The organism is Kosakonia sp. YIM B13571, assembly GCF_042788095.1.
GTDB lineage: Bacteria > Pseudomonadota > Gammaproteobacteria > Enterobacterales > Enterobacteriaceae > Kosakonia > Kosakonia quasisacchari.
The window spans coordinates 25,569-45,923 of record NZ_JBHZPL010000008.1 but is presented as its reverse complement, the minus strand read 5'-3'; the positions used below and the strand labels follow the sequence as shown (position 1 = coordinate 45,923).

Below are 20,355 nucleotides of genomic sequence, written 5' to 3'. Positions count from 1 at the left end.
GCTTAGCGCGATTTTGCCTGCTGATACAGGTTTTCCCACATGCCAAGCACCAGCGCCTGATCGCGCGGCGATAATTCACCCGCCTGAATAGCGGTTTGCACACTGGTGGTCACTTTTCCGTACAGGGTTTCCGGCGCATGGTCATCGCCGCTCTCCAGCTCCGCCACCGCCAGCGTCAGGTGGCCGCGCAAATAACCGCCCGCGAACAGCTCATCATCACTGGCGTGGTCCACCATGTTATCTATTAACGCCAGAATGCGTGATTCAAACTCCGCGATCATCTCTCTTCCTCTCTTGAAAATATGGCCTTACAGATCTTCCGGCCACGGGAACTGTGCAGCCGCTAAGGGCGGCGTCTGGTAATAATCTTGTAGTGCTTTAATAAAACGCGCCGGACGTTCAGGAATGCCCTGCTCCAGATACGCCATCACCTGTGCATGCACGCGGCGCTGGAACACGATGCGATCGGGTTCGAAATCGCCTTCCAGATTGTCGCAACTGACGTTAAACGGGAAACCCGCCGCCACGCAGAACAACCAGTCAAACGCCTGCGGTTTGACTTCAACATCTTCGAATTTCCCCTGCGTCGCCGCATCGCGTCCGTCCGGGCAATACCAGTAACCAAAATCAACCAGCTTGCGCCGCTCCGCACCCGCAATGCACCAGTGCGAAATCTCATGTAACGCGCTGGCATAAAAACCGTGGGCAAAGACAATGCGGTTATAAGGTGCATCCGCATCAGCAGGAAGATAGATCGGTTCGTCGTCGCCTTTAATCAGACGGGTATTAAAATCGTCGGCAAAACAGCCGTCAAAAATATCAATGAGTTGTTGATAGTGATGCGTCATACATTCACCCCCAGATACTGGAGGATCTCCTGCCCGTGACTGTCATAGAGAAGTTTTGCGCTCATCACCGCCGAGACAATCACAATCATCGGACGAATGAGCTTTTGCCCTTTACTGAGCACCAGACGCGAGCCCATGCGCGCGCCGAGAAACTGCCCGGCCAGCATCACAAAGCCAGTGCCCCACACCACTTTGCCGCCAATAATAAACAGCAGCAGCCCGCCGACGTTGGAGGTGGCATTCAACACTTTGGCATGAGCGGTCGATTTTGCCAGGTTGAAACCCGCAAGCGTGACAAATGCCAGCGCGTAAAACGAGCCAGCGCCCGGGCCAAAGAAACCGTCGTAGAAACCAACACAACCGCCGGAAACCAGCGCGAAAGGCAGGCCGTACAAGCGGCGCTGACGATCCTCCTCACCCAACCGTGGCATCAGCAGGAAATAGAGACCAATACAGATAACCAGAATCGGCAGGATCTGGCGCAGCACATCGGATTGCACATGCTGCACCAGCAGCGCGCCGGTGGTCGAGCCAATGAAGGTCATCAGAATATTGAGCTTCTGATCGGCGAGATTCACCACTTTACGGCGAATAAAGTACAGCGATGCCGACAGCGAACCACCGCAAGCCTGCAATTTGTTGGTCGCCAGCGCCTGCGCTGGAGACATTCCCGCCGCCATTAACGCCGGAACGGTTAACAAACCACCACCACCCGCCAGCGCGTCAATAAACCCGGCTAACAGCGAGACAAAAAAAAGCGTCACCAGCAGTAGCGGCGACACCATAAACAGTTGTTGAAAGAGTTCCATCAGAGTGCGTGTTCATCCAGTAAAGCCTGGCAGGACGGCGGCAACGGCGGCGGCGTCTTTTTCTCAGGCGTTGAACTACCCGGCTTCGCCGGTTCAAACCAGCTTTGCAATTCTGCGCCGCAACCATCGCCTGGCGGCGGCAGCGGCTGATCCTGACACTCCAGGCTGTCCGCCGGGCAGCGCAGGCGCACATGCATATGCGCGCGATGCTGGAACCATGGGCGGACTTTGCGCAGCCAGTCACGATCGCTACCCGCATCAAGGCAAAGCTGCTGCTTGATTGCCGGGTTAACGAAGATACGCGTCACCTCGTTATCTTCTGCCGCCAGCTTGATCATGCTGCTGATTTCCGGCTTCCACAGCGCGGGAACCACCTGTTTGCCATCTCTGGAAACCAGATCCAGTGCTTGCGGTTTCAGCAGTTGCGCCGCGCTCCAGCGCGCTTTGGGCAGTTGCAGGAAGATATCGACATCCAGCCCCGATTGGTGGCTGGCGTGACCGCCGTTAAAGCGCCCACCGGCTGGCATTCCCATATCGCCCACCAGCACGGTGCCCAACCCCAGATTGTAGACCTGCGTGCTGAAGCGCTGAATGAACAGCACCAGATCCGGGTGACCGAAATAACGCCGTTGATCGGTGCGCATCACCTGATAGTGATCCGATTGCAGCGGCAGTTCATGCGCGCCAACGATACAACCATTGGAAAACGCGCCGATAGATTGCGGGCTACCGGCAACGGGATGGGTCAGTTTTTGCCATGGCGTCGCCGCCATGGCAGTTGCGCTCACCAGCAGGGCAAACAGGGCGATTGCCGTTTTTTTCATGATTACCAGCGTGGAATATCAGTTATCACATCAGCGTTTTGCGCGCGCTGACGCAGGAAGTGATCCATTAACACAATCGCCAACATCGCCTCGGCGATCGGTACGGCACGAATGCCAACACACGGATCATGACGACCTTTGGTGATCATTTCGACCTCATCGCCGAATCGGTTGATCGTCTTCCCAGGCACGGTGATGCTTGAGGTTGGTTTCAGCGCGATATTGGCGATAATTTGCTGGCCGCTGCTGATACCGCCTAAAATGCCGCCCGCATGGTTGCTCTGAAAGCCCTGTTTGGTGATTTCGTCGCGGTTTTCGCTGCCGCGCAGTTTTACCACCTCAAAGCCATCGCCAATTTCAACGCCTTTCACCGCGTTAATGCTCATCAGCGCATGGGCAATATCCGCATCAAGGCGGTCAAACACCGGTTCACCAAGACCTGCCGGTACGCCATCGGCGACGACGGTGACTTTCGCGCCAATGGAATCACCCTCTTTTTTCAGGCCGCGCATCAGCTCATCCAGCGCGTCAATTTTATCGGGGTCCGGGCAGAAAAACGGATTTTGCTCCACCTGATCCCACGCTTTAATCTCCAGCGGGATATCGCCCATTTGCGTCAGACAGCCGCGAATAACAATGCCAAATTTCTGCGCCAGGTATTTTTTGGCGATAGCACCAGCCGCCACACGCATCGCCGTCTCACGGGCAGAAGAACGACCACCGCCGCGATAGTCGCGCACACCATATTTTTGTTCGTAGGTGTAATCCGCATGTCCCGGACGGAACAGATCTTTAATCGCGCCGTAATCCTGCGAACGCTGATCGGTGTTTTCAATCAGCAGACCAATACTGGTGCCGGTGGTCACGCCTTCAAACACGCCGGAGAGAATTTTCACCTGATCCGGCTCGCGGCGCTGGGTGGTGTAGCGCGATGTCCCCGGGCGGCGTCTGTCCAGGTCGTGTTGCAGATCCGCTTCCGTCAGTGGAATGCCCGGCGGCACGCCGTCGACAATACAGCCGAGCGCCAGGCCGTGCGATTCGCCGAAGGTGGTTACGCGAAAGAGTTGTCCAATTGTGTTTCCTGCCATCACGGCTCCGTTGTCGTTGTCTGTGTTGAGCGTCGTTTTAATCTTTATAAATGCTGAAGTGCTCGCGAGCGGCGATAAGCTGCGCTTTGGTCAACATAAAGACGCCGTCCCCGCCGTTATCAAACTCCAGCCAGGTGAACGGTACGTCCGGATATTGTTCCATCAGATGTACCATGCTGTTACCCACTTCACAAATCAGGATACCGTTGTCAGAGAGGTAATCCGGCGCACAGGCGAGGATGCGGCGCGTCAGTTTCAGACCATCGCTGCCGGAGGCCAGGCCAAGTTCCGGCTCGTGACGATACTCTGACGGCAGGTCAGCCATATCTTCTTCATCAACGTACGGCGGGTTGGTCACAATCAGGTCGTACTGCACTTTCGGCAAGTCGCGGAATACGTCGGAGCGGATCGGCGTCACGTGATGAATCAGCCCGTGCTCTTCGATATTGTGCTCGGTTACCGCCAGCGCATCCGTTGAGATATCGACAGCATCCACTTCCGCTTCCGGGAAGGCATAAGCGCAAGCAATCGCGATACAACCGCTGCCGGTACACATATCAAGAATATGCTTCGGCTGTTCATCAATCAGCCCCGCGAAATGGTTGTTGATCAGCTCGCCAATCGGCGAACGCGGCACCAGCACGCGCTCATCAACATAAAATTCGTGACCGCAAAACCAGGCTTTATTGGTGAGATAAGCCACCGGAATACGTTCATTCACGCGGCGGATCACGCGCTCAACAATGCGGTGACGCTCGCTGGAGGTCAGGCGCGCGGTGCGCATATCTTCCGGGATATCCAGCGGCAGGTAGAGCGTTGGCAACACCAGCTGCACCGCTTCGTCCCACGGGTTGTCGGTGCCGTGACCGTACCAGATATTAGCGGCGCTAAATCGGCTTACCGACCAGCGCAACATGTCCTGAATGGTGTGCAGTTCGTTCACTGCTTCGTCGACGAAAATTTTATCCATGGTATCCCCCAGGCGCATGCTCGCATTAAATTCGGCGGCTAGTTTGCCACGAAGACGGCGATAAATCAGCATTCTCAAGCGCCTGCGCGGGGTAAAAATGCATTTTGCTGCACCGCTGGCGCAATGAGTCGGGTACACTGAAAGAAAGAAAAGATGAGATGCGCAGATGAAAAAGAAACCATCGCTTAGCGAGGAGGAACAGGCGCTGTTCCGGCAATTGATGACCGGTACACGCCAGATAAAGCAGGACACCGTGGTTCATCGCCCGGCGCGAAAAAAAATCACTGAAGTGCCGGAGAAACGGTTATTGCAGGAGCAGGCCGATAACAGCCACTATTTTTCTGATGAGTTCCAGCCGCTGCTAAATACCGAAGGCCCGGTGAAATATGTGCGCGACGATGTCAGCCATTTTGAGCTAAAGAAGATTCGCCGCGGCGATTATGCCCCGGAATTGTTTCTTGATCTGCACGGTTTAACCCAGCTTCAGGCGAAGCAGGAACTGGGGGCGTTGATTGCCGCCTGCCGTCGTGAACATGTGTTTTGCGCCTGCGTAATGCACGGTCACGGCAAACATATTCTCAAGCAGCAAACACCGCTGTGGCTGGCGCAGCACCCGCATGTGATGGCGTTTCACCAGGCACCGAAAGAGTATGGCGGCGATGCGGCGATACTGGTGCTTATTGAAGTAGAAGAGTGGCAACCGCCGGAGTTGCCCTGAAGCGCAGAAACGACAAGAGCCGCGCAATGCGGCTCTTTATCTTTCATGGTCCGGCGAATCAGATAGCTTTTGGCATCTTCAGGTTGCAGGGACTCATTTGCCAGTTAAAGACACCTTTCCCGTCTTCATCCAGCGTGACGCTGGCGATAGCGGATGTGGTAAACATCGGCGGCGCTTCACCCGGGCAGAGCTCGGACACCAGGTATCCAACCAGCGGCAGGTGAGAAATCACCAGCACGGCGGAAGTACCTTCATTTGCCAGCGCCTGCAAATAAGCGCTAACCAGGCCGATATCGCCACAGGGCGTCAATTCCGGCAGGACATCCACGTTGTCAGGCAGGTTCATACACTCCCCTACCTTATTCAGCGTCTGTTCAGCACGTAAAAAAGGGCTGACCAGAACACGTTCAATATCCACTTTTTGGCCTTTCAACCATGTTGCCATTTGACGGGTTTCGTCACAGCCACAAGGGGTCAAGGGACGAACCGAGTCACTGGCTGCATCGAGGGCAGCGTCGCCGTGACGCATGATAAAAACTTGCATATTGCACCGCTTTTGTTAACCAGAATCATTAATACTTTCACCGCAAAATCATTTCACGACATCGGAAAATATTAATGGCCGGCATTGTGCCTGATCCATTCGTTGAATGAAACGCTGTTTTTTACCTCAATGGCGCAAGTATAGTCAATCACTGTTTATTAAATAACCGTGAAGGCCCTGAGGTATAACAGAATTACTTTTTTAGACACTAACTGACACGTTCAGTTTCTATTGTCGGCCAGAAAGTTACACCTTGTTCCGCCATACGCAACAACGGCTCACAAGGGGCAAAACGCTCGCCATATTGAACTTGTAAACGCTGTAGTGTCGCCACCACTTCGCTTACGCCCAGCGCATCCATATAGTGGAATGGCCCGCCCAAAAACGGTGGGAAACCAATGCCAAACACGGCGCCAATGTCACCATCTCGCGCACTGCGAATCACCTGTTCATCAAAGCAGCGAGCCGCTTCGTTCAACATCAACATCACGCACCGTTCTGCTATCTGTTGAGGCGGTAACTGCGTGCCATCGGAAACACCAATCAAACGGTAGATAGAGGGGTCTGGCTGCTTTTTGCTTTTACGCCCTTTCGCCGGGTAAAGATAGAAACCGCGCTCATTTTTTCTGCCTTTGCGATCGTCATTCAAGATTGCGTTAACCACACTTGCAGGCGCGCTAAAACGTTCACCGTAGGCGGCTTCCAGCACCGGAATAATTTTGGTGCCGGTATCGATCCCTACTTCATCCAGCAACTGAATGGGCCCAACCGGGAAACCGAATTTCACCAGCGCTTGATCGATCGTTTCAATGCGTTGTCCTTCGCTTAACAAGCGCATCGCTTCATTAATGTAAGGCGCGAGGATACGGTTAACGTAAAACCCGGCTTTATCTGCCACCACAATGGGCGTCTTACCTTGTTTTTTCGCCAGCTTCACCGTCGTGGCAATGGTCTGCTCATCAGTACCGGCATGGGGAATCACCTCAACCAGCGGCATTTTTTCCACCGGGCTGAAAAAATGTAATCCGATAACTTTTTCCGGACGTGCCGCCTTCGCAGCAATATCCCCGATAGGTAAAGACGATGTATTGGACGCGAAAATGGTATGCGCTGCGCAGTTGGCTTCAACTTCAGCCACCATCTTCTGCTTTAACGCTAAATCTTCGAACACCGCTTCAATCACCAGATCGCGGTGAGCGAAGCCACGGTAATCCAGCGAGCCGGAGATCTTCGCCATCTGGCTGTCGCGCTCGGCGGGTTTCATGTAATGGCGGCGTACTTTTTTATCCAGTTGTTCCCAACTGTATTTCAGCGCATGGTTAATGCCCTTCGCATTAATATCTTTAATGCGAACCGGCAAACCGCCTTTGCTGGCGGTGACAAACGCGATACCGCCGCCCATCAACCCGCCGCCCAGCACGCCCACACTGTTAAGCGGGCCGGGTTCGACGACGCTGCCAGGATCTTTTTTAATATCGGTACTGGTAAAGAAGAGATGCCGCAGCGCCTGCGATTGCGGCGTCATCGCCAGTTGGCCAAACGCGCGGGCTTCGGCGTCATAACCGCTGCTGCGCCCCTGGGCAAGGCCGGTTTCAATTACTGAGAGAATGCGCGACGCGGCAGGATAATTCCCCTGCGTTTTCTGCTCTGTTTTCTTTGCCACCATGCGGAACAGAAAAGTGCGGCCAAGCGGCCCGGCAAAGATGCGCTCGCGCACGGGTAAATGGCGGCTGGCAGGACGCCCCTGCGAAACCAGTCCGACGGCGGCGTCCAGCAAAATGGAAGTCGGAACCACATCGTCAACCAGCCCCACTTTTAATGCCTGTCGTGGACGTAACTGTTTACCGGTGAGGATCATCTCCAGCGCGGTACTCACGCCAATCAGGCGCGGTAAACGCTGCGTACCGCCAGAACCTGGCAACAAGCCCAACTGCACTTCCGGTAATCCCAGCACCGTTTTGGCGTCGTTCGTACAAATCCGGCGGTGACACGCCAGCGCCAGCTCCAGCCCACCGCCGAGGCAAGGGCCATTAATCGCGGCAATGACCGGGATCGGCAGCGCGTGGATTTCCGCCATCAGTTGCTGTCCCTGACGGGCCAGCTCCTCTGCCTCTTTCGCCGTCTGGCAGCGGGCGATCATATTGATATCCGCACCGGCAATAAAGTTGTCCGGCTTGGCCGAGATAAACACCACGCCGCGCAAGGCTTTGTTATCGCGGATCTGCTTGAGAATGGCGCGAACGTCCGTTGCGAACTCCGCTTTCAGCGTGTTCATCTTCTCGTTCGGTACATCAATAGCGACCACTGCAACATTGTCGGGACGCACACTAAGGGTAAATGCCGATGTTGTGGTCATTACTCTGCCTCCAGAACCATTGCAGCACCCAGACCGCCTGCTGCGCAGGCCGTCACCAGCCCAAAACCGCCGCCACGACGGTGCAGCTCATGCAGGGTCTGCGTGATCATACGCGCGCCGGTAGCGGCAAACGGATGCCCATAAGCGATAGAGCCGCCAAGCACGTTAAATTTACTGTCATCCACTTCGCCAGTTGCCTGAGAACGTCCCAGCACCTCGCGGGCAAAACGCTCGCTGGCCATCAGCTTCAGGTTGCTCAGCGTTTGCGCAGCAAAGGCTTCATGCATATCAAGCAGGGTTAAATCCGCCATTGATAATCCGGCGCGCTCCAGCGCTAACGGCGTTGCCCACGCCGGGCCAAGTAACATATCTTCACGCACATCAATCGCGGTAAACGCGTAGCTGCGCAGGTATCCCAGTGGCACTAACCCCAGTTCTTTGGCGCGGGATTCTGTCATCAGGATCACCGCCGCTGCGCCATCGGTAAGCGGCGTACTGTTGGCCGCCGTCACCGTGCCGTGTTGGCGATCAAACGCCGGGCGCAGTTTGGCATAATCCGCCAGGCTTGAGTTTGTGCGTACGTTGTTATCTTTTTCGACCGGGTCACGAAACGGCGGTGCGTAAGCGGTCATCACCTCTTCTGCCAGTTTGCCTTCCGCCCAGGCCTGTGCGGCAAGCTGGTGCGAGCGGTGTGCCAGCGCATCTTGCTGCTCACGGCTGATACCGTACGTTTTCGCCATCTGTTCCGCGGTGTCGCCCATGCGCAGGCCGGTGGAATATTCCGCCACCGCCGGAGGAACCGGCAGCAGATCGCGCAGACGCAGGCGCGAGAAAAGTTTCAGTTTTTGCCCCATGCTGCGCGCTTTATTGGCATCCACCAGCGTTCGCGCCAGTTTTTTGCTAACGCCAATCGGCAGCACTGAAGAGGAGTCTGCGCCACCGGCGATACCGGCACGAATGGTGCCCGCCAGCAGGCTTTCGGTGACATTCGCCACCGCCTGGAAGCTGGTCGCGCAGGCGCGGCTTACGCTGTAAGCATCGGTATGCACACTCATGCCGGTGCCAAGCACAATTTCGCGCGCAATATTCGGCGCTTCTGGCATTTGAACCACCTGGCCAAAGACCAGTTGTTCAATTACATCGGGGGGAATTTCGCTGCGTGCCAGCATCTCTCCCACCACCATTTTGCCAAGATCGATGGCCGGCACGCCGTGAAAGACGGTCGCCTGGCGCGCAAAAGGGGTACGTAACCCACTGACAATGGCAATGCGGTCGCCCTGGCGGGTGACAAGCGGTAATGCCTTCATAACACTCCCCTGTTAACAGCGTGATGCATAAAGTGGTCTGACCTGATAACAGTCTTAACCAATTTTTTACATTTAGCCAATGGGAGGGAGAAAAAAATGGGAGCTAAGGCACAGAGATACTTAACAAAACGCTCCCGTTGAACGGGAGCGTTGGCGAGATAATTAACGCAGACCGAGCTGGAAAATCAGCGTTTCGGCTTCACAAGCGAAGACAAAATCGATATCCAGGCGCACACCTTCGGCTACTTCTGTAAACGTGGAGGTGATTTGGCAAGGATCGGATTCCACGCTGCGAGCTCTGGCGCTCAACGCAGCCAGAGTTTCGTCAGCGTCGGCGCGGTTAGTGAACACGCGGCTGTAAGAGGCGGTGCAGTCGGAGTTGTCCATAATGGTGCCAACATCCATACAGCAGCAAACCGGGGTTTCATCAGCACTGCATTTACTCATGGTAGATTTCCTCTGAATTCGCACCCAAGGTGCCAAATAAACGTTGCGCATATTTTACGCCGCGAGGGAATGTGGCTCCAGTCGTTAATTCCGCAAGTGGTGATAAGTGACCGAAATCACACTTAAAAATGATCTAAAACAAGAATCAGCTAATCGACTGATTAACACCAGGGGTAATTTTGCTGAGCAGATCCCGTTTCGAAGATCACAATTGAAAAAACTTATATACATACTTGCAACATCTCCTCTGGTCAGACCTATACTTCCGCCACTGGTCTGATTTCTCAGATGTACCTCAGACCCTACACTTCGCGCTCCTGTTACACCGCGTAACATAGTTTGAATAAAAATAAATCGATTTCGAATGAGGTTATGGTCATGAGCCAGAAAACCCGGTTTACCAAGTCTGCTCTGGCAGTCGCAGTGGCAATCGTTTCTACCCAGGCCTGGTCTGCAGGCTTTCAACTCAACGAGTTTTCATCCTCTGGCCTTGGCCGAGCTTATTCCGGTGAAGGTGCCATCGCTGATGATGCGGGCAACGTCAGCCGCAACCCGGCGCTGATCACAATGTTCGATCGCCCAACTTTCTCTGGCGGTGCGGTGTTTGTCGATCCGGATGTTAACGTGACGGGCCGTTCTGCGATTGGCAACAATGCCAGCCAGGACAATATTGCTCCAACCGCGTGGATACCGAACCTGCACTTTGTCGCACCGATTAACGATCAATTTGGCTGGGGCGCGTCCGTAACCTCTAACTACGGGCTGGCCACCGAGTTCAACAACAACTACGCCGCCGGTTCGATGGGCGGTAAAACCGACCTCGAAACGCTGAACCTCAACCTGAGCGGCGCGTATCGTCTGGATAGCCACTGGAGCTTCGGCCTCGGTTTCGACGCCGTTTACGCCAAAGCGAAAGTTGAGCGCTACGCGGGCGATCTGCCGCAAATCATCGGCGCAGGTCTGCCAGGGCTGGTGCAATCCGGTCAATTGAGCGCGCAACAGGCTGCCGCGATTGGTGCGCAGGCTGGCGGCATTAGCCGCGATACGCAAATCGCCCACCTGAAAGGTGATGAATGGGGCTTTGGCTGGAACGCCGGTATTCTCTACGAGCTGGATAAAAACAACCGCTACGCCTTCACTTATCGCTCTGAAGTAAAAGTCGACTTCGACGGCGATTATAAGAGCAGCCTGCCTGCGACGCTGAACCCGATCAATGCCGCGCTGGGTCTGGGCTTGCCGTATGGCACTGGCGGTTCCACCACCAACGGTTCGCTCTCATTGCACCTGCCGGAAATGTGGGAAGTGTCAGGCTACAACCGTGTTGATCCGCAGTGGGCCGTTCACTATAGCCTGACGTATACCAGTTGGAGCCAGTTCCAGGAGCTGAAAGCAACCGGCAACAACGGCCAGACGCTGTTCTATAAAGATGAAAGCTTTAAAGACGCCTACCGTATCGCGCTGGGTACGACCTATTACATGGATGATAACTGGACTTTCCGCGCCGGTATCGCCTTCGATGACAGCCCGGTTCCGGCAGACAAACGCTCCATTTCCATCCCGGATCAGGATCGCCTCTGGCTGAGTACTGGTGCGACTTATGCATTTAATAAAGATGCTTCTGTCGACGTCGGCGTTTCTTATATGCACGGTCAGAAAGTGAAATTCACCGAAGGCCCATACACCTTCAGTTCTGAAGGTCGTGCATGGCTGTACGGCGCGAACTTCAACTACGCGTTCTGATAACCATCAGGCATAAAAAAAGGTGAGCGCAGTGCTCACCTTTTTTATTTGATTTGCTTATGGCGAGTCGATGTCTTTCAAATCGCCCTCTATCGCCTGCGCGTTCGGGTTTTCTTGCGGTTTCAGCTTACCGCCGTTGGCGATAAAATCGTGGCGCTGGAAGTAGGCTTCACGCACCAGAATGTACGGATCTGAAGACTGGCGCAGCAGGCCATCTGAATCCAGCAGTTGCGCACGCGATTCAATGCCTTCCACCGTCCATTTACCCACCGACAGCGGCCAGGTCAGCCACGACAGCACCGGATAAAGCGTATCCGCCATATCACCACCGTCTTCACGCAGCGTGAAACTGCCATAGAACGGCAGTTGCATATAAGGGCCGTATCCCATGCCATAATGCCCCAGCGTGCTACCAAAACGATGCGGTTCAACACGCTGCAATTTCGGATTCGCCGCACCGGCGACATCCATAAAGCCGCCCATACCGAGCAGGGAGTTCAGGAAGAAGCGTGTAAAATGAACCATCCCCTGGTACGGATCGCCCTGTAAAAAGAAGTTCACCATCACCGCAGGTTCTTCAAGGTTGCTGGTGAAGTTGCTCAGGCCATTACGCGCAGGCTGCGGCACATAATCACGCCAGGCAACGGCAACGGGCCGGACAACATACGGATCCAGTACATTGAAGTTGAAGCTGTACATGGTGCGGTTGAACCCTTCCAGCGGGTCTGAACGTCCCTGCGAATCTTTACCGGAACTGGCACAACCGACCAGCACAGTGGTTGCCAGCGCAAGCGCCGACAGGCGGAATTTCATAGGTGTCTCCCTGAAGAAAATGGCCATCGCTGAATGCCATTCTGAATAACGCAAACGCGGAAACCGATTTTGCGCAGACAATGCGCAACGCATTGTATCAGCACGTATTCTGATGTCCACGTAGCGAACCAATCTCACTCAGCCTAACCGAACTCACCTTTACGGCTCGTTAACAATTCTATACAAACTTCCTCAATATCGTATTGCCATTATTGCTTTTCGCGCAATTTAGGACGATGCCGTCACGGAATGGAGGTAAAAACCGCTACGCTTAAATTTTGCCGCCAACACCAAGCGAGGCCATCGTGGACAATATAGAAGAAGAGAAACTCGACAAACACAGCGATGACATACAAGTAGAGAGCGACGAGAAAAAAAGCGGGAAGAAAATAGAACTTGATGAAGAGCGCCTGCCCTCACGTGCGATGGCGATTCATGAACATATTCGCCAGGACGGCGAAAAAGAACTGGAACGCGACGCGATGGCGCTGTTCTGGTCAGCGATTGCGGCGGGCTTATCGATGAGCGCGTCGCTGCTGGCAAAAGGGATTTTCCACGTACAGCTCGGCGGTGTTCCCGGCGGTTTCCTGCTGGAGAACCTCGGTTACACCTTTGGCTTTATTATTGTCATCATGGCGCGCCAGCAGCTGTTTACCGAGAACACCGTCACGGCCGTATTGCCAGTGATGCAGAAGCCCAGTTGGGTTAATTTTGGTCTGATGACGCGCTTATGGAGCGTTGTTTTACTCGGGAACCTGGTAGGTACGGCTATTGCTGCCTGGGCGTTCGAGTATATGCCCATATTCGATGAAGCCACGCGCGACGCTTTTGTCAAAATCGGCATGGAGGTGATGAAGAACACGCCGCTGGAGATGTTCTCTAACGCCATTATCTCCGGCTGGATAATCGCAACTATGGTGTGGATGTTCCCATCGGCGGGTGCGGCGAAAATTGTGGTGATCATTTTAATGACGTGGCTTATCGCGCTGGCAGATACCACGCATATCGTGGTGGGTGCAGTGGAGATTTTCTACCTGGTATTTAACGGTACGCTGCACTGGAGCGAATTTATCTGGCCGTTCGCCCTGCCGACACTCGCCGGGAATATTTGCGGCGGCACGTTTATTTTTGCCCTGCTCAGCCACGCACAAATCCGCAACGATATGAGCAACGCACGTAAAGCCGAAGCAAAAGCCCGCGCCGACGAGCAAAAACAGCAACGCGACGGCGCAGAAAAAGAGGCATAAACGGCGACAGTTTAATCACTTGGCGGCCTGTGAGCTTAACGCGAGACATAAATAACGTTATACTCCCGCCGCTTTGTCCCCTTAGTTAAATGGATATAACGAGCCCCTCCTAAGGGCTAGTTGCAGGTTCGATTCCTGCAGGGGACAATATCCCACGTTCTGCAAACATCATTCAAAATCATTATTCTCCTACTAATTCAGTAAGTTAAATAACTTTCTTCGGCTACCAACCGCCATTACTCTTTATCAACGACATGATGGTTAGTATTACGCCATCAGTTGCTGCATGACCTTAATAAACGCGGAGGTCACCTGCTCTTCCTGCGCGTGACGCCCCTCTTCAATCACCCAGCGTCCTCCCGTCATCACCCTTTTTATCGGGTTCGTCGAACAGGCGAAAATCCAGCGATTCAGACGTTCACGATCGCCTGCGGCAGCAAGGAAGGGATCGCGGCTGTCGAGCAACAGCATATCCGCGCGATCGCCTACCGCCAGTTGACCAATCGCCTGCCCCAGCGCACGACGTCCGCCCTGCAATGCCCCCTGATACAGCACATTTCCGACATAGGGTTCATCCGGCAAAGACAGTAAGTTGCGCCGCCGTTTGTTTAACCGTTGCCCGTACTCAAACCAGCGCAAATCCTCGCTGACACTGACACTAATATGGCTGTCGGAGCCAATTCCCCAATGTCCCTGCTGCGCAAGATAGTCCGCCCCAGGAAAAATACCATCGCCAAGATTGGCTTCAGTCGTCAGGCAAAGACCCGCCACTGCGCCGGAAGCGGCAATCTGGTGGGTTTCCTGCGACGTAATGTGCGTGGCATGGATCAGACTCCACTGCTCATCCACCGGCATATGCTGATAAAGCCACTCTACCGGACGCAATCCAGACCAGGCCACGCAGTCATCAACCTCTTTTTGCTGCTCGGCAATATGAATATGCACCGGCTGCGGTTGCGGGCTGGCCTCAAACACGCTCTGCATTTGTTCCGGCGTAACGGCTCGTAGCGAGTGAAAGCACAACCCGGTACGCTGCATCGGCTCAGCAGCAAGCTGCGACGTCAACGATTCATGCAGCGCCAGATAGCTTTCCGTATCGTGAATAAAGCGGCTCTGCCCGGCGGTCGCTGGCTGCCCGCCAAAACCGGAGAAACTGTAAAGCACCGGCAGCAATGTCAGGCCAATGCCTGCCGTTTTCGCCGCCTGTGCAATACGCAACGCCAGCTCGGCTGGCTGCGCGTAAGGTTTTCCGCCACGATCGTGGTGCAAATAGTGAAATTCGGCAACCGAGGTATAACCGGCCTTCAGCATTTCGATGTACAGATAGCTGGCAATGATTTCCAGCTGTTCGGGGATGATTTTGTCCACCATCCGATACATCAAATCGCGCCATGTCCAGAAGCTGTCAGCCGGATCGCCCACCACTTCGGTCAGCCCGGCCATTGCCCGCTGAAAAGCGTGCGAATGCAGGTTTGGCATGCCCGGCACCAGGAAACCTTCCAGGCGAATCGTTGTGTCGTCTGGCGGGCTACCGCTTTCGAGCGCGGTGATGATGCCCTGTGAGGAAACCGTAATGCGGACATTCTCCGCCCAGCCCTGCGGCAACAATGCTTTTGCCGCGAAATATACCGTCATATATCCCCTCACCGCCTGCCGTCATTTAATATGTATATACATGCTTATATATATACATCCAAAAATGCGTAGAGTAAACTTCAACGGTCATCCGGTCGAGGAAAGGGTTAATGGAGCAAAGCGATATTTTTAAAGCAGCCGCAGGCGAGACGCGTCTCGATCAGCCCGCCCCTTTCTATGAAAGGGTGAAGAGCATGATTAAAACCAATATCCACAGCGGCGCCTGGCCGGTGAACTACCGCGTACCGTCCGAAAGCGAGCTGGTCAACCAGTTTGGCTACAGTCGGATGACCATTAACCGCGCACTGCGTGAACTGACCGCCGAAGGGCTGCTGGTGCGTATGCAGGGCGTTGGCACCTTTGTCGCCGAAGTACGCGGGCAGTCGGCATTGCTGGAAATCAACAACATTGCCGATGAGATTGCCAGCCGCGGCCATCGCCATCACGCCAGAGTGCTGGAGCTGACCCAACTGCATGCAGATGCGCAGCAAGCGCTGTCTTTTAATCTGCCGAAAGGCAGCCGCCTGTTTCATTCGCTGATTTGCCATTATGAAAACGGCGTTCCGGTGATGCTGGAAGACAGGCTGGTAAATTCGCTGATTGTGCCGGACTATTTGCAACAGGATTTCACCCGTATCACCCCGAATGCCTATCTCTCTTCCATCGCACCGATTGTCGAGGGCGAGCACATTATCGAAGCCGTGAACGTGCCCCGCAGCGAGTGCGTTCACCTGGAAATAGATGAGCAAACCCCCTGCCTGCAAGTGAACCGCCGCACCTGGACCGGTCGTCAGGACAAGAAAATCGTCACCAGCGTGCGCCTGGTGTATCCGGGTTCTCGCTACCGTCTGGAAGGAAGCATGCGCAAATGAGGCTGCTGCCTTATAGCGGCTACGCTGAGATGCGCTGGAAAAATGGCCAGGGTGTCACCCGAGAAGTATGCCGTTTTCCCGCCAGCGAACAGTATGACTGGCGCATATCGGTTGCGACGATCCGCGAAGACGGGGCGTTCTCCCGTTTCTCCGGTTATCTGCGAAACATCAGTGTGCTGGAAGGCGAAGGCATGTTTCTGACGGTTGATAACCAGCGCAGCGCGTTAATTCCACCGTTTCAGGCAACGGATTTTAACGGCGATAGCGAGGTGTTCTGCGAGGTCGTCGGCGCGCCGTTACTCGATTTCAACGTGATTTACCGCCGCGAAACCACCCAGGCAACGGTGCGCTGGCTGCGCGCTGGCACATGGCAACATCCACAGGGAACAATGCTGCTGTTCAATGCCGGAAATCTTCTTGATGTCACCGTCGAAGGGGAACGCCATGCTCTGCAACATTACGACAGCCTGCTGATCGAGAACCCGGCGACGGTTACCGTCAACGCAGGCGGCGACACGCTTTTCGCCTGCGTGACGCTGACATCCCGCTAAACTGCAGCGTCGACCTTCTGAAACGCCGCCCGCCCGGCGGCGCGATCTTCACGGTTGGCAATCAGCGCCGAGAGCCCCCACTCATAAACAACTCCCGTACGTAGCGGCATTTCGTCGCGGGTCTGCACCGTTTTTTGATCATTACGGCCGCCAGCGGCGCGGCTTTGGTGATGACTCACGCTCAGCTTAGCGCCTGCGCCTGCTCGTCCATCAAACTGAAACAACAGGCTAATCAGCCCCGACTGGCGTGCCTCTTCGTCATTAATACGTCTGGCGCAACGCAGCATCGCCAGTGATCTCCCTGGAGCATGCAACAGTCGCTGCGTGCGCCAGGTAATAGCGAGGCGCACCACGGGCCAGCCAACATGCGCGACAGATCAAGTCCCCATTTGCCATTGAGCAGCTTAATGGCTTCACTCATCAGCCCCCTTCTTAATCAGTAAAGCAAGCTGGCGGCTCAGTTCGCCATCAGCAATCAGATCCCGGACGGCATGCATATCCGTGTACAGCGGCGTATCGGTTTCACGAAACGCGACTTGCCGGCGCACCTGCGACAGCGTCAGTTCCGTTCCCACCGAGGCGCGCAGCGGGCGGTGAAATTCAATCGCCTGACAAGCGCACAGCAGCTCAATAGCCACGATATCCACTGCGTTTGCCACCGCCTGCATCGCTTTTCGCGCCGAAGAGACGCCCATGCTGATATGGTCTTCCTGCCCGGCACAGGTGGAAACCGTATGTACGCTGGCGGGTGCCGCCAGGCTGCGATTATCACCGGCCAGCGCGGCGGCGACATAGGGTGGGATCATCATCCCGGAATTGGCTCCGCTTGTGCCGACCAGAAACGCCGGTAAGCCGCTGAGATGCACATTAGTGATACGGTCAGAACGCGCTTGCGACGCCGTGCTCAGTTGCGCAATAGCCACCGCCAGCGCATCGAGTGCCAGCGCCAGCGGCGCACCGTGACCGTTACCGCCAGGCAAAATCACCAGCGCATCGTCTTCAATTAAAAACACCGGGTTGTCGGTTACCGAATTGAGTTCGGTGGTGACGATATGACGGCAATGCGCCAGTTGATCGCGCACCGCACCATGGATTTGCGGGATGCAACGCAAGCTGAGTGCATCCTGCACCCGGTGGTCGCGGTAACGCTGAAGGATTTCGCTGCCGTGCAGTAAGCGGCGCAAAATCTGCGCCGTTTCTTGTTGCCCGTCATGCGGACGCAGGGCGTGCAGACGCGCATCGTAGCCGCGAGTGTTGCCTTTCAGCGCTTCGAGACACATACCACCAGCCATATCCGCGACTGGCAGCAACTGCTCGAAATCCCGCACTGCCAGACAGGCCAGTGCGGTAATTTCATACGTGCCGCTGATCAGCGCGTGCCCTTCGCGCGGGCCGGGAATGCGCGGCGCAATGCCCGCTTTCGCCAGCGCCTCGGCGGAGGGCAACAACTCGCCCTGATACCAGCACTGCCCTTCGCCAAACACCGATAAGCCGATATGCGCGGTAGCAATCAGATACCCCACGGAACCACTGGCAGGCGACCACGGCGTCACCTGCCGGTTCAGCATCAGGCACATACGCTGCACCAGTTCAGAGCTGACACCGCTGTAGCCCTGCAACAGCGATTTCAGCATCACCGCCATCATCGACCGCACTTCCCGCACCGACAGATCCGGTCCCATCCCGCAGGCGTGACTGCGCAGCATATTGAGCTGCACGCTGGCAATTTGATCCGCAGAGAGACGCTCGGTTACCAGGTCTCCCACGCCGGTCGTCAGGCCATAAATCACCTTCCCGTCAGCAATCGCCTTGCGAATGTACCCGCTGACCTTATCCATTTGCGCCAGCGCTTCGTCAGCCAGAACAACCGGTGCGCCATCGGCAATGCGCACCAGCTCATCAATGGTCGTGGCATCCGTGCCTAAGGTGACCGCATCCACATGCGGCATGGAAGAACGGATTGTTGTCGTCATCTCGCAGCCGTTCCTTACTTGCTCAGTTGGTGTTTAACCAGCCACTGGTGCGCCACATCATCAATACTGGCGAACTCAGCAAGCTGTTCGTTCATGGCGATCAGATCTTCGGTGGTGAGCTGCGCGGAGATTTTGTTCAGCGTGCTTTCAATGGTCGGGTTCAGCGTGCTGGTGGCGACAATTGGCACAATGTTCTGCGCGGCAAACAGGTGTTTCGGATCCTCCAGCGCAACCAGGTGATCTTTTTTGATTTCCGGCGTAGTAGAGTACAGGTCAGCCACCTGAATCTGGTTATTTTTCAGCGCTGTCAGCGTCAGCGGACCAGCGACATCCAGCACTTTGAAGGTTTTGAAATTCAGGCCGTAAACTTCACGCAGGCCGGGAACGCCTTCATGACGGGTTTTCCACTCCGCCGGGCCGCCAAGCACTAACTGCCCAGCGACAGGCTTCAGGTCGTCGATGGTTTTCAGTTTGTATTTGTCGGCGGTTTTCTTCGTTACTGCCAGCACATCGCTGTTCTGCGCCGTGGACGTGTTCAGCATTTTCACTTTTTCCGGCAGCTTAGCGGCCAGCGCTTTCGCCACATCTTCCGAGCTGTGTGCTTCGTTTTTCGCATCCAGATAGCTCAGCAGCGCGCCGCTGTATTCGGGGATCACGGTGATTGAACCGTCCAGCAGAGCCGGGATATAGACTTCACGGCTACCAATGTTGAGTTTTTTCTCGACCGGGATGTTTTGCGCTTCCAGCGCCCCGGCGTAAATGGTCGCCAGCAACTGGTTTTCCGGAAAATCCGCCGAACCAATAATCACTTTCTGCCCGGCATCCGCAGCCCAGACAGAAGAAGCGACAGACAGCAGCGCGGCACTGAACAACGGTAAATAGCGTTTCTTAATCATCTTATTAACCTTCTGTAATTAAAGGACTGAACATCACTGGTTTTTGGTTTTCCGGGTGATGCCCGGTGAAACCACGACTTTCCCTGAAAGCGAAAAAAAGAGATCAATGATCAATGCCAGCAGCGCGACGAGGATGGCCCCGGCGGTCATCTGCGCAAAGTCGTTGGCGGCACGCCCGTCGATAATCAATCGCCCCAGGCCGCCGAGTGAAACGTATGCCGCGATGGTCGCAGTAGAGACAATTTGCAGTGCGGCACTGCGGATCCCGGAGAGGATCAGCGGCATGGCACAGGGCAGTTCGACCTGCAACAGCACCTGAAGCGGCGTCAGACCAATCCCTTTTGCCGCGTCATGCACGCTGGGATCGACAGAACGGATACCCGCATGTACGCCCAGCGCCACGGGCGGCAGCGCCAGTAGCACCAGCACGATGATGCAGGGCAAAACAAAGGCCAGATCCGATTCGAAATAGCCCGCCAGCAGGATCACCAGCAAAATAATTAGACCAAAAGAGGGCAACGAACGCAGGGCGTTGGTGGTACCAATCAGCAGCGCCTCCCCTTTCCCGGTATGACCGGTGTAGCAGCCGACCGGAAAAGCAATGGCGACGGCAATCGCCAGCGCCACCGCGCTGTAACCGATATGCTGCAACAGCAACGGCACAATGCCGTCATCGCCGTACCAGTGGCTGAGATCGAAAAACCATTCACTCATCAA

At 55.2% G+C, this 20,355-nt stretch carries 21 protein-coding genes and 1 tRNA gene; 6 read left to right on the top strand and 16 right to left on the bottom strand.

Annotation, left to right across the window (positions count from 1 at the left end):
* Positions 1–2 precede the first annotated feature (2 nt).
* The 6 genes from ACFX4O_RS17580 to prmB are packed head-to-tail and all read right to left on the bottom strand — an operon-like array spanning position 3 to position 4,539.
* Positions 3–281, bottom strand: a complete 279-nt coding sequence (locus ACFX4O_RS17580; protein WP_380210522.1) for a YfcL family protein — start codon at positions 279–281, stop codon at positions 3–5.
* Positions 282–308: 27 nt separating this feature from the next.
* Positions 309–848: an elongation factor P hydroxylase gene (locus ACFX4O_RS17575; protein WP_017458637.1), complete on the bottom strand. Its 540-nt coding sequence runs from the start codon at positions 846–848 to the stop codon at positions 309–311.
* The gene (locus tag ACFX4O_RS17570; protein ID WP_131406775.1) at positions 845–1,657 is read right to left on the bottom strand and encodes a sulfite exporter TauE/SafE family protein; all 813 of its coding nucleotides are present in this window, start codon (positions 1,655–1,657) and stop codon (positions 845–847) included. The genes ACFX4O_RS17575 and ACFX4O_RS17570 overlap by 4 nt, the downstream gene beginning before the upstream one ends.
* The gene (gene mepA / locus ACFX4O_RS17565) at positions 1,657–2,481 is read right to left on the bottom strand and encodes a penicillin-insensitive murein endopeptidase (protein WP_200550313.1); all 825 of its coding nucleotides are present in this window, start codon (positions 2,479–2,481) and stop codon (positions 1,657–1,659) included. The genes ACFX4O_RS17570 and mepA overlap by 1 nt, the downstream gene beginning before the upstream one ends.
* Before the next feature lie 2 nt (positions 2,482–2,483).
* On the bottom strand, positions 2,484–3,569 hold the full coding sequence (aroC, locus tag ACFX4O_RS17560; RefSeq protein ID WP_131406771.1) for a chorismate synthase: 1,086 nt from the start codon (positions 3,567–3,569) through the stop codon (positions 2,484–2,486).
* Positions 3,570–3,606: 37 nt separating this feature from the next.
* On the bottom strand, positions 3,607–4,539 hold the full coding sequence (prmB, locus tag ACFX4O_RS17555) for a 50S ribosomal protein L3 N(5)-glutamine methyltransferase (protein ID WP_131406943.1): 933 nt from the start codon (positions 4,537–4,539) through the stop codon (positions 3,607–3,609).
* 166 nt (positions 4,540–4,705) lie between these two features.
* On the opposite strand from prmB, the gene smrB reads away from it, so the two are divergent.
* A complete protein-coding gene (smrB, locus tag ACFX4O_RS17550; protein ID WP_045513070.1) occupies positions 4,706–5,257 on the top strand; it encodes an endonuclease SmrB in 552 nt (183 codons plus the stop codon).
* 58 nt (positions 5,258–5,315) lie between these two features.
* On the opposite strand, the gene sixA is transcribed toward smrB, so the two are convergent.
* The 4 genes from sixA to ACFX4O_RS17530 all read right to left on the bottom strand — a co-directional run bounded on the left by sixA (position 5,316) and on the right by ACFX4O_RS17530 (position 9,911).
* Complete coding sequence (gene sixA, locus ACFX4O_RS17545) at positions 5,316–5,801, bottom strand: phosphohistidine phosphatase SixA (RefSeq protein ID WP_131406769.1); 486 nt, start codon at positions 5,799–5,801, stop codon at positions 5,316–5,318.
* A 208-nt stretch (positions 5,802–6,009) separates the two neighbouring features.
* Entirely contained in the window at positions 6,010–8,157 is a 2,148-nt protein-coding gene (gene fadJ / locus ACFX4O_RS17540) for a fatty acid oxidation complex subunit alpha FadJ (protein ID WP_380210518.1), read from the bottom strand.
* The gene (gene fadI, locus ACFX4O_RS17535; protein WP_380210516.1) at positions 8,157–9,464 is read right to left on the bottom strand and encodes an acetyl-CoA C-acyltransferase FadI; all 1,308 of its coding nucleotides are present in this window, start codon (positions 9,462–9,464) and stop codon (positions 8,157–8,159) included. Before fadI ends, fadJ begins: the two co-directional genes overlap by 1 nt.
* 162 nt (positions 9,465–9,626) lie before the next feature.
* Positions 9,627–9,911 (bottom strand): YfcZ/YiiS family protein, encoded by a 285-nt coding sequence (locus ACFX4O_RS17530; RefSeq protein ID WP_131406763.1) that lies wholly within the window; start codon positions 9,909–9,911, stop codon positions 9,627–9,629.
* A gap of 378 nt (positions 9,912–10,289) precedes the next feature.
* On the opposite strand from ACFX4O_RS17530, the gene fadL reads away from it, so the two are divergent.
* Complete coding sequence (gene fadL, locus ACFX4O_RS17525; RefSeq protein ID WP_131406761.1) at positions 10,290–11,651, top strand: long-chain fatty acid transporter FadL; 1,362 nt, start codon at positions 10,290–10,292, stop codon at positions 11,649–11,651.
* 57 nt (positions 11,652–11,708) lie between these two features.
* Here fadL and mlaA read toward each other — a convergent pair whose 3' ends face one another.
* Positions 11,709–12,464, bottom strand: a complete 756-nt coding sequence (gene mlaA, locus ACFX4O_RS17520; protein WP_131406759.1) for a phospholipid-binding lipoprotein MlaA — start codon at positions 12,462–12,464, stop codon at positions 11,709–11,711.
* 305 nt (positions 12,465–12,769) lie between these two features.
* On the opposite strand from mlaA, the gene ACFX4O_RS17515 reads away from it, so the two are divergent.
* Positions 12,770–13,711, top strand: coding sequence for a formate/nitrite transporter family protein (locus ACFX4O_RS17515; protein WP_380210513.1), 942 nt, complete (start codon positions 12,770–12,772; stop codon positions 13,709–13,711).
* Positions 13,712–13,786: 75 nt separating this feature from the next.
* A tRNA-Arg gene (locus ACFX4O_RS17510) sits at positions 13,787–13,858 on the top strand.
* 120 nt (positions 13,859–13,978) lie between these two features.
* Here ACFX4O_RS17510 and ACFX4O_RS17505 read toward each other — a convergent pair.
* The gene (locus ACFX4O_RS17505; RefSeq protein ID WP_380210511.1) at positions 13,979–15,346 is read right to left on the bottom strand and encodes a formimidoylglutamate deiminase; all 1,368 of its coding nucleotides are present in this window, start codon (positions 15,344–15,346) and stop codon (positions 13,979–13,981) included.
* A gap of 110 nt (positions 15,347–15,456) precedes the next feature.
* Between ACFX4O_RS17505 and hutC the strand changes: the two genes are divergently transcribed.
* Together hutC and ACFX4O_RS17495 are read left to right on the top strand one after the other, a co-directional pair.
* On the top strand, positions 15,457–16,218 hold the full coding sequence (gene hutC / locus ACFX4O_RS17500; RefSeq protein ID WP_380210509.1) for a histidine utilization repressor: 762 nt from the start codon (positions 15,457–15,459) through the stop codon (positions 16,216–16,218).
* On the top strand, positions 16,215–16,769 hold the full coding sequence (locus ACFX4O_RS17495) for a HutD family protein (protein WP_380210507.1): 555 nt from the start codon (positions 16,215–16,217) through the stop codon (positions 16,767–16,769). Before hutC ends, ACFX4O_RS17495 begins: the two co-directional genes overlap by 4 nt.
* Here the strand turns inward: ACFX4O_RS17495 and ACFX4O_RS17490 are convergent.
* The 4 genes from ACFX4O_RS17490 to ACFX4O_RS17475 form a co-directional block, all read right to left on the bottom strand.
* A complete protein-coding gene (locus tag ACFX4O_RS17490) occupies positions 16,766–17,056 on the bottom strand; it encodes a hypothetical protein (protein ID WP_131406751.1) in 291 nt (96 codons plus the stop codon). The two genes, ACFX4O_RS17495 and ACFX4O_RS17490, sit on opposite strands and share 4 nt — an antisense overlap.
* Positions 17,057–17,182: 126 nt before the next feature.
* A complete protein-coding gene (gene hutH / locus ACFX4O_RS17485) occupies positions 17,183–18,742 on the bottom strand; it encodes a histidine ammonia-lyase (RefSeq protein WP_235855191.1) in 1,560 nt (519 codons plus the stop codon).
* Between the two features lie 14 nt (positions 18,743–18,756).
* Entirely contained in the window at positions 18,757–19,638 is an 882-nt protein-coding gene (locus ACFX4O_RS17480; protein ID WP_380210505.1) for an ABC transporter substrate-binding protein, read from the bottom strand.
* A 33-nt stretch (positions 19,639–19,671) separates the two neighbouring features.
* A complete protein-coding gene (locus ACFX4O_RS17475; RefSeq protein ID WP_380210503.1) occupies positions 19,672–20,352 on the bottom strand; it encodes an ABC transporter permease in 681 nt (226 codons plus the stop codon).
* Between the last annotated feature and the right edge of the window lie 3 nt (positions 20,353–20,355).